The organism is Microbacterium sp. Bi98, assembly GCF_918698045.1.
Classification (GTDB): Bacteria; Actinomycetota; Actinomycetes; order Actinomycetales; family Microbacteriaceae; genus Microbacterium.
Genome location: NZ_CAKKLK010000006.1, coordinates 212,283 through 221,577, shown reverse-complemented (window position 1 = coordinate 221,577; position 9,295 = coordinate 212,283). Strand labels below are relative to the sequence as shown.

General features: G+C 69.6%; 6 protein-coding genes, 1 rRNA gene and 1 pseudogene. 5 read left to right on the top strand and 3 right to left on the bottom strand.

Annotated features, from left to right (window positions below; all coding sequences use genetic code 11):
* The first annotated feature begins 1 nt into the window (after position 1).
* Positions 2–119: ribosomal RNA gene (gene rrf, locus LQZ85_RS11680) — 5S ribosomal RNA — on the top strand.
* A 104-nt stretch (positions 120–223) separates the two neighbouring features.
* Here the strand turns inward: rrf and LQZ85_RS11675 are convergent.
* Positions 224–979 carry an IclR family transcriptional regulator gene (locus tag LQZ85_RS11675; RefSeq protein ID WP_230100906.1) on the bottom strand — a complete coding sequence of 252 codons (756 nt, stop codon included), beginning with the start codon at positions 977–979 and terminating at the stop codon, positions 224–226.
* Positions 980–1,052: 73 nt separating this feature from the next.
* On the opposite strand from LQZ85_RS11675, the gene hutH reads away from it, so the two are divergent.
* Genes hutH through LQZ85_RS11655 form a run of 4 tightly spaced genes read left to right on the top strand, consistent with a single transcriptional unit; the run spans position 1,053 to position 6,366 of the window.
* The gene (gene hutH / locus LQZ85_RS11670; protein ID WP_056279135.1) at positions 1,053–2,594 is read left to right on the top strand and encodes a histidine ammonia-lyase; all 1,542 of its coding nucleotides are present in this window, start codon (positions 1,053–1,055) and stop codon (positions 2,592–2,594) included.
* On the top strand, positions 2,587–4,266 hold the full coding sequence (gene hutU / locus LQZ85_RS11665) for a urocanate hydratase (RefSeq protein ID WP_230100903.1): 1,680 nt from the start codon (positions 2,587–2,589) through the stop codon (positions 4,264–4,266). Before hutH ends, hutU begins: the two co-directional genes overlap by 8 nt.
* Positions 4,263–5,480 (top strand): imidazolonepropionase, encoded by a 1,218-nt coding sequence (gene hutI, locus LQZ85_RS11660; RefSeq protein WP_056279140.1) that lies wholly within the window; start codon positions 4,263–4,265, stop codon positions 5,478–5,480. Before hutU ends, hutI begins: the two co-directional genes overlap by 4 nt.
* Positions 5,461–6,366 carry an arginase family protein gene (locus LQZ85_RS11655; RefSeq protein WP_053097818.1) on the top strand — a complete coding sequence of 302 codons (906 nt, stop codon included), beginning with the start codon at positions 5,461–5,463 and terminating at the stop codon, positions 6,364–6,366. Before hutI ends, LQZ85_RS11655 begins: the two co-directional genes overlap by 20 nt.
* A 22-nt stretch (positions 6,367–6,388) precedes the next feature.
* Here LQZ85_RS11655 and cls read toward each other — a convergent pair.
* Both cls and LQZ85_RS11645 read right to left on the bottom strand, forming a co-directional pair.
* Positions 6,389–7,848, bottom strand: a pseudogene (gene cls / locus LQZ85_RS11650) (cardiolipin synthase).
* 141 nt (positions 7,849–7,989) lie between these two features.
* Positions 7,990–9,267: a DUF445 family protein gene (locus LQZ85_RS11645; protein WP_056279141.1), complete on the bottom strand. Its 1,278-nt coding sequence runs from the start codon at positions 9,265–9,267 to the stop codon at positions 7,990–7,992.
* Positions 9,268–9,295: the final 28 nt, after the last annotated feature.

The window sequence follows — 9,295 nt, the reverse complement described above, 5'->3', positions numbered from 1 at the left end:
TTTCGGCGGCCATAGCGTGAGGGAAACGCCCGGTTTACATTCCGAACCCGGAAGCTAAGCCTCACAGCGCCGATGGTACTGCAGGGGGGACCCTGTGGGAGAGTAGGACACCGCCGGACTTCTTTTACACAGAAAAGCCACCCAATGTTGGGTGGCTTTTCTGCGTTAACGTGTGCGCAAGAGCAGTCGCCGACTGACCGGGCGCGGCAGAGAATGCGCAGCGTCAGCGCTTGAGCCGTGACTCGAGTACGGACGCCGTCTCGATCACGGCGTCCGCAAGGATACGCTCATCGAGCTCGCCGCCGGCCCAGGTCACAGCGACCGCGGCCACAGGCCAGCCCGCATGATCGCGGACGACGGCGCCGACGCTGCGCAGTCCGTCTGCCACCTCGCTGTCCTCGGTCGCATAGCCGCGTTCACGAACGGTGCGCAGCAGCTCGCGCAGTTCACTCGGCTTCCTGGGGCCGCGTCCCGTACGGTCGGGGAACGCAGACGCGCTCGGATACAGCGCACGCACCTGCTCGCGGGGGAGCGCAGCCAGCATGGCCCGCCCCGAGGCGGTGAGGTGCGCAGGCAAGCGGACGCCGACATCCGTCACGAGAGCCTGCCGTCGGGGAGCGCGCTCCTCGACGATATAGAGCACGTCGCCGCCGCTCATCACCGCCAGGTGGGTGCTCTCTCCGAGACGATCTGAGAGGGCGGCCACAAGAGGCCGCCCGATGCGCGCGAGCGGCTGCTGCCGCGCGTATCCGCCGGCGAGTTCGAATGCCGAGGTGCCGAGGCCCCAGCGCCGGTCTTCCTTCATGTGCAGCACGAACCCGTGCGCAGCGAGGGTCGTGAGCAGGTGATAGACGGTCGAGCGGGGCAGCTCGAGTTCTCGGGCGATCGCCGAGGCGGCGACGGGCGCGGGGCGTCCGGCCAGATAGCTCAGGATCCGCAGCGTGTTGTGGGCGGCGGGCACCTGCGCGGCGGCCTCCATGTTGTCTGGGATCACAGACACAGGATGTCACGATCGCCTGCCACGCGCGACCCGTCGGGTGTGGAATCGAGACATGACCGATCTTCCCGCCGTCCTCGTCGGCGATGCACCCCTGAGCCCCGCCGACGTCGTCGCGGTGGCGCGCCATGGCGCGAGCGTCACGATCAGCTCCGCCGCTCTCGACCGGGTCGCCGAGACGCGGCGCGTGATCGACGGACTCGCGGCAGATCCGCACCCGCACTACGGCGTCTCGACGGGTTTCGGCGCGCTCGCGACGACCTTCATCGCCCCCGACCGCCGCCTTCAGCTGCAGGCGAGCCTCATCCGCTCGCACGCGGCCGGCACCGGCGCCGAGGTCGAACGCGAGGTCGTCCGCGGCCTGCAGCTGCTGCGCCTTCAGACGCTCTCCTCCGGCCGCACGGGTGTTCGCCCCGTCGTGGTCGAGACTTACGCTGCTCTGCTGAACGCGGGCATCACCCCGATGGTGCGTGAATACGGATCGCTGGGGTGTTCCGGCGACCTCGCCCCGCTCGCGCACATCGCACTCGCGGCGATGGGAGAGGGCGATGTGCGCGACGCCGAGGGCACGCTCATCCCGGCATCCGACGCGCTGGCCGCCGCCGGCATCCATCCCCTCACTCTCGTCGAGAAGGAGGGCCTCGCGCTCATCAACGGCACTGACGGCATGCTCGGCATGCTCGTGCTGGCGCTGCACGACCTCGAGACGCTGCTCGTGACGGCCGACATGGCGGCGGCGATGTCGGTCGAGTCGCAGCTGGGCACGGATGCCGTCTTCGCGGCCGACCTCATGGCGCTGCGACCGCAGTCCGGCCAGGCCGAGTCGGCGGCGAACCTGCGGGCCTTCCTGCACGATTCGCCGATCGTGCACAGCCACAAGGGACCGGAGGACGGGCGCGTGCAGGACGCATACTCCCTGCGTTGTTCGCCGCAGGTCCACGGCACCGCGCGCGACACGATGGGCTACGCATCGACCATCGCCGAGCGCGAGCTCGCCAGCGTCATCGACAACCCGGTGATCACGGTCGATGGGCGCATCGAGTCGAACGGCAACTTCCACGGTGCACCGGTCGCAGCGGTGCTGGACTTCCTGGCCATCTCGGTCGCCGACGTGGCCTCCATCTCCGAGCGGCGCACGGACCGGGCGCTCGATCCGGCACGCAACCACGGGCTGCCGCCCTTCCTCGCCGACGAGGTCGGTGTCGACTCGGGGCTGATGATCGCGCAGTACGCGGCGGCCGGAATCGTCTCGGAGCTCAAGCGGTTCGCCGTTCCGGCATCCGTCGATTCCATCCCGTCCTCGGCGATGCAGGAGGACCACGTCTCGATGGGGTGGGCTGCTGCTCGCAAGCTGCGCCGCGCGATCGACGGCCTCGGCCGTGTCATCGCGATCGAGGTGCTCACCGGTGCCCGTGCGCTGGATCTGCGCGCTCCGCTGCAGGCCGGCCCCGCGACGGGAGCGGTGCGCGACCTGGTGCGCACGGTCGCCGCGGGCCCCGGACCCGACCGATTCCTCTCACCCGACATGGAGGCCGTGACCGCACTCGTGCAGTCCGGCGCCATCGCCCGCATCGCAAAGGAGCACGCGAATGACTGACATCACGACGGATACGACTCCGACCACCGGGCCGCGCACGGTTCGCGCCGCCCGTGGCAACCAGCGCACCGCCAAGAGCTGGGGTGCGGAGGCGGCGAAGCGGATGCTGATGAACAACCTCGACGCCGAGGTCGCTGAGCACCCCGAAGACCTCGTCGTCTACGGGGGCACGGGCAAGGCGGCGCGCAGCTGGGAGGCGTACGACGCGATCGTCCGCACGCTCGATGAGCTCGAGCCGGACGAGACGCTGCTCGTGCAGTCGGGCAAGCCGGTCGGCGTCTTCCGCACGCACGAGTGGGCGCCGCGCGTGCTCATCGCCAACTCGAACCTCGTGGGCGACTGGGCCAACTGGCCCGAGTTCCGCAAGCTCGAAGAGCTCGGTCTGATCATGTACGGCCAGATGACCGCGGGGTCGTGGATCTACATCGGCACCCAGGGCATTCTGCAGGGCACGTACGAGACGTTCTCCGCGGTCGCCCGCTCGCTGGGCAAGGACTCGCTCAAGGGAACGCTGACGCTGACCGGCGGTGCGGGTGGCATGGGCGGCGCGCAGCCGCTCGCGGTGACGCTCAACGACGGCGCCGTGCTGATCGTCGACGTCGACGAATCGCGTCTCGCCCGTCGTGTGCAGCACGGCTACCTCGACGAGTACACCACCGATCTCGATGCGGCGATCGCGCGGGTCGTCGCGGCGAAGGATGCGGGCGAAGCGCTCTCGGCGGGCGTGGTCGGCAACGCGGCCGAGGTCTTCCCCGAGCTGCTGCGTCGCGGGGTGCCGATCGACATCGTCACCGATCAGACCAGCGCGCACGACCCGCTCGCCTACCTGCCGGTCGGCATGGCCGTCGCCGACTGGAAGTCCGAGGCCGAGCGGGATGCGGAGGAGTTCACCCGCCGCTCGCGCGAGTCGATGGCTCAGCATGTCGCGGCGATGGTCGCGTTCCAGGATGCCGGGGCCGCGGTCTTCGACTACGGCAACTCGATCCGGGCCGAGGCGCAGCTCGGCGGATTCGATCGCGCCTTCGAGTTCCCGGGCTTCGTGCCGGCGTACATCCGCCCGCAGTTCGAAGAGGGTCGCGGACCCTTCCGCTGGGCGGCGCTCTCGGGCGACCCCGAGGACATCTACAAGACCGACCGTGCGATCGCCGAGCTGTTCCCCGAAGACAAGGCTCTCCACCGCTGGCTCGAGAAGGCCGGCGAGAAGGTGCACTTCGAGGGACTGCCCGCGCGCATCTGCTGGCTCGGATACAAGGAGCGCCACCTCGCCGGCCTCAGGTTCAACGAGATGGTGGCCTCGGGGGAGCTGGCCGCGCCGATCGTGATCGGCCGCGACCACCTCGACTCCGGCTCCGTGGCGTCGCCGTATCGCGAGACCGAGGCCATGAAGGACGGCTCGGATGCGATCGCCGACTGGCCCCTGCTGAACGCGCTGCTCAACACGGCATCCGGTGCATCGTGGGTGTCGCTGCACCATGGCGGCGGAGTCGGCATCGGGCGCTCGATCCATGCAGGGCAGGTGACCGTCGCCGACGGATCGGCGCTCGCCGCCGAGAAGCTCGAACGCGTGCTCACCAACGATCCGGGCACGGGTGTCATGCGCCATGTCGACGCCGGATACGAGCACGCTCGGGACATCGCCCGTGAACGCGGACTCAAGGTGCCGATGCTGTGAGCGCCTCGCTGATCACGAACATCGCCGAGCTGACGACCAACGTCGCCTCGCCCGACGGCGACCGCTTCGGCACGCTCGTCGACGCGGCCGTGCTCATCGACGGCGAGCGGATCGCATGGGTCGGATCCGCCGCGGATGCGCCGGAGGCCGACGTCGTCATCGACGCGGCGGGTCGCGCCGTCATCCCCGGTTTCGTCGACAGCCACAGCCACCTGGTCTTCGGAGGCGACCGCGCTGCGGAGTTCGAGGCCCGGATGGCGGGGCAGCGATACGCCGCCGGCGGCATCCGCTCGACCGTGGCCGCGACACGAGCGGCGAGCGACGACGAGCTGCGCGCGCGTCTGCGGGGATTCGTCGACGAGATGCTCGCCCAGGGCACCACGACGGTCGAGATCAAGAGCGGCTATGGCCTGAGCGTGCGGGACGAGGAGCGCCTGGTGCGCCTCGCGGCGGAAGTCACGCCCGAGGTCACCTTCCTCGGAGCGCACGTGGTGCCGGTGGAGTACGCCGACCGCGCGGACGAGTACGTCGACCTGGTGACAGGGCCGATGCTCGACGCGTGCGCTCCGCATGCGAAGTGGATCGACGTGTTCTGTGAGACGGGTGCGTTCTCGGTCGAGCAGTCGCGAAGGGTGCTCGAGGCGGGCATCGCACAGGGGCTCGTTCCCCGAGTGCACGCGAGTCAGCTCGGCCCGGGTGAGGGAGTACGCCTCGCCGTCGACCTCGGCGCGGCATCCGTCGACCACGGCACCTACCTGACCGACTCCGACATCGAGGCGCTGGCAGCATCCGACACGGTGCTCACGCTGCTCCCCGGGGTGGAGTTCTCGACGCGCCAGCCGTATCCCGACGCGCGACGACTCATCGACGCGGGCGTGACCGTGGCGATCGCCTGCGACACGAATCCGGGATCGAGCTTCACGTCGTCGATGCCGTTCTGCATCGCGCTCGCGGTGCGCGACATGGGCCTGACCCCCGCCGAGGCGGTGTGGGCGGCGACCGCCGGGGGCGCTCTGGCGCTGCGCCGCGACGATGTCGGCGTGATCACGCCGGGCGCGCGGGCGGACCTCGTGCTGCTGTCGGCGCCGACCCGCATCCATCTCGCCTACCGACCCGGAGTCCCGCTCGTCGAGCGGGTGTGGAAGGACGGCGTCGGGGTCTTCGCAGCATCCGGAACGGCAGAGGGGACGAATCATGGCACTGTCGCACGATGAGCTCTGGCCGCGCGCGGGCTCCTGGCCCGGGTTCGAGACAGGGGATGACGCGGATGCCGTGCTGCTCGGTGTGCCGACCTGGCGCACCTCGCTGTCACCGACCGGAGCACACGCGACGCCCGCCGCGATCCGCGAGGCGCTCACCCGGTACAGCGCGACGCTCATGGGGCCGCCCGTGGTCGATCTCGGGGCGGCACTCCGCGTGCTCGATGCCGGGGACGTCGACGAGCCGGACGGCGAGGACGGCATCGCGACCACCGTCCGGCGCGTGCGCGAGCTCGCTGACGCCACCCGTCTCGTCATCGCACTCGGGGGCGACAACGCCCTGACCTATCCGGTCGCGCGCGGTGCCGGGGCCACCGGACTCATCACCATCGACGCGCACTTCGATCTGCGTGACGGCATCTCGAACGGATCGCCCGTCCGTCGGCTGATCGAAGACGCGCCCGACGGCGAGAGGATCGACCCGACGAGGATCGTCCAGATCGGCATCGCGGACTTCGCGAACTCCGCCGCCTACGCGGCGCGTGCTGCCGGGTGGGGAATCCGCGTGATCACCCTCGACGAGGTTCGCCGCCGGGGCATCGAGGACGTCGTCGCGGAGGCGACGCGCATCGCCGGAGCGGGTGCCGCCGCCCGCATCCACCTCGACGTCGACGTCGACGCGGCCGACCGTTCCGCGGCGCCGGGCTGCCCGGCATCCGTTCCCGGCGGCTTCGCCGCGTGGGAGCTGCGCCACCTCGTGCGCGCGATCGTCGGCGACCCGCGTGTGGTCAGCGCCGACATCGCCGAGGTCGATGCGACCGCTGACACCGACGACCTGCGCACGGTGAGGCTCGCTGCTCTGTGCGTGCTCGAGATGCTCGCGGCGCTCGCGTCCCGCTGACACGGCGTCGGGAGAGCGCCACTCAGTTCAGCGCCGACGTCAGCCGGAACAGGCCGTCGAGGAAGGTCGACTTCGCAGGCTCGCGCAGCCATTCGTCGAGTGTCAGCTCCCGCCCGGCGGCGCGGTACTTCTGCTCGACCTGGCGCATCTGCGCGACGAAGGACCCGCCCCGCACCAGCAGCGACATCTCGGAGTTGAGGCTGAAGGAGCGGATGTCCATGTTGCTCGAGCCGATCACGGCGATGTCGTCGTCGATCGAGAAGTGCTTGGCGTGCAGGATGTACGGGGGGGGTAGAGGAAGATGCGCACTCCGGCTCGCAGCAGCGTCTCGTAGTACGACCGCTGTGCGTGATAGACCATCGCCTGGTCGCCGAGCTCCGATACGAACAGCTGCACGTCGAGTCCGCGCTGGCATGCCGTGGTGATGGCATAGATCATCGCCTCGTCGGGCGCGAAGTACGGGCTCGTCAGGATGACCTTCTCGGTCGCGCCGTGGATGAGCGAGAGGAACATCCGCAGGTTGTTCTCGGTGCCGTATGCCGGCCCGCTCGGCACCATCTGGCAGTGCAGATCGGCGGGTGGAGGTGCGGGAACCGCGGTGGCCGGTACGCGTTCGACCGCGGACAGATCCTCGCCGGTCTCGATGAGCCAGTCCGACAGGAACACCGCATCGACCTGGGCGACGACCGGTCCGTCGACGCGGGACACCAGCTCCTGCCACATGAGGCCGCGTCTGATGTTCTTCTCGGAGTTGTAGTCGCGGGAGATGAGATTCTGCGAGCCGACGAAGCCGACGCGGCCGTCGACGACGACGAGTTTGCGGTGGTTGCGCAGATCGGGGCGCTGGTACTCGCCCTTGAGCGGGCGAACCGGCAGCATCCATGCCCACGTCACGCCGACCCGGTCGAGCTCCGCGAAGGTCTCCTCCGACTTCGGGATCTTGCGCGAGGCGATGTAGTCGGCCAGCAGGCGCACCGTCACCCCGCGGGCGACGGCCCTCTCCATCGCGTCGAAGAAGCCCCGGGTCGTCTCGTCGCGCGCCGCGATGTAGAACTCCACGTGCACGTATCGCTCGGCGGAGTCGATGGCTGCGACCATCGCGTCGATCGATGCCTGGTAGTCGTCGATCAGTTGCGCCGACGAGGCACCGACCATCGGCAGGCCGGTGAGGGCGTGATTCTGCTGCGCGACACGCTGCAGCCACCGCGGAGCCTCGGCATCCGGAAGGTCGAGGGCGCGCTCGGCGATCATCGCCGTGATGCGCTGCTGCTCGTCACGGCGCTTCTTCGGCAGCCGGAAGTCTCCGATCAGCAGGTAGAGCGCGATGCCGATGAAAGGAAGCAGGAACACGAGCAGCAGCCAGGCCATCGCCGCGGTGGGCTTGCGATCGCGCGGGATGTAGATCAGCGCGAGCACGTTGATGCAGAACGCCGCGATCGCGAGCACCGACCAGACCAGGTTCGCGGAGAGCAGCGAGTCCATGACTCCTCCTTCGAGGGATGCCGGCATGCCAGAGGGGTTCCCGTGCGACCTGCGCGATTGAAGTGCACGCTAGCAGTGGCGCGGCCGCCCCTCCACAGGCCCTCACCCGGAGGGTGCGATGCCGTCAACCCTGCTCAGTGCTCAGACCCCGGGGATCAGCAGGTGCGCGATCGTGAAGATCGCCAGGCCCGCGAGCGCGCCGACGAACGTGCCGTTCAGACGGATGTACTGCAGGTCGCGGCCGACCATGAGCTCGATCTTCTCGGTCGTCTCGACCGGGTCCCACCGCTCGACGGTGTCGGTGATGATCGACGCGATGTCGTGGCGGTAGCGGTCGACGAGGAACACCGCGGCATCCGACACCCACGTGTCGACGCGGTGCTGCAGCGCGGCATCCGTCGTGAGCCTGTCGCCGATCTCCTGCAGAGCCTGTGCTGCCCGCACACGCAGACCGCTGTCGGGGTCGGCGAGGGCGGTGAGAAGTCCGTTCTTCGCCGTGTCCCAGGCCTCGGCGGCGAGGGCGCCCACGCGGGGGCTGTCGAACAGCGACGCCTTGGCGTTCTCGAGCTTGGCCCTCGTCGCGGGGTCGTTCTGCAGGCTGTCGGCGAGGCGGGCGAGGTAGCCGTCGACGGCGATGCGTGCCGGATGCTTCGGGTCGGCCTGCACGGCGCGGACGAACTTGACCGCCTCGTTGTAGGCGGTGTCGTCGACGAATCGGTGGGCGAGCTTCGGCACCCATCCCGGGAGCCTGCGCGAGATGAGTCCCGAGAACGACTCGGCGTTCGCATCCAGCCAGCGGGCGATGCTGTCGGCGGCGAGGTCGACCGCCCCGTGATGCGCATCGGCCTCGACGATCTTCTCGAGCCAGGCGCCGGCGGGCGGTCCCCACTCGGGAGAGACGAGGTGCTCGCGGGCGAGGTCGGTGATGAGGTCGCGCACGTCGTCGTCGCTGAGAGCGTTCAGGACGGCGGTCGCGATCGTCGCCCCCTCGGCCGCCACGCGGTCGGCGTGGGCGGGCTCACGCAGCCATTCACCGGCGCGCTTCGCGATCGCCGTGCTCGCGAGCTTGGTGCGCACGACGCTCGCCTCGAGGAAGTTCGTCTCGACGAACTCGCCCAGCGTGCGGCCGATCTCGTCTTTGCGGTTCGGGATGATCGCGGTGTGCGGAATGGGCAGCCCCAGCGGCCGACGGAAGAGCGCGGTCACGGCGAACCAGTCGGCGAGAGCACCCACCATGCCACCTTCAGCGGCGGCGCGGACGTAGGCCAACCACGGCTGTCGCTCCTGGAAGGCGAACGCGATCACGAACACGACCGCCATGAAGATCAGCGCTCCGAGAGCCACCGCCTTCATGCGGCGAAGAGCGCGAAGTCGTACCTGGTCTGCGGGCGACAGGAGCGCCATCGGGGTTCGCGGCATGACGTCATCCTTTCACGGGGAGTCCTCG

Excerpts from the sequence above, each read along its gene's own strand:
- LQZ85_RS11675 (WP_230100906.1), bottom strand. The coding sequence starts at position 979 with ATGGAGGCCGCCGCGCAGGTGCCCGCCGCCCACAACACGCTGCGGATC.
- hutH (WP_056279135.1), top strand. The coding sequence starts at position 1,053 with ATGACCGATCTTCCCGCCGTCCTCGTCGGCGATGCACCCCTGAGCCCC.
- hutU (WP_230100903.1), top strand. The coding sequence starts at position 2,587 with ATGACTGACATCACGACGGATACGACTCCGACCACCGGGCCGCGCACG.
- LQZ85_RS11655 (WP_053097818.1), top strand. The coding sequence starts at position 5,461 with ATGGCACTGTCGCACGATGAGCTCTGGCCGCGCGCGGGCTCCTGGCCC.
- LQZ85_RS11645 (WP_056279141.1), bottom strand. The coding sequence starts at position 9,267 with ATGCCGCGAACCCCGATGGCGCTCCTGTCGCCCGCAGACCAGGTACGA.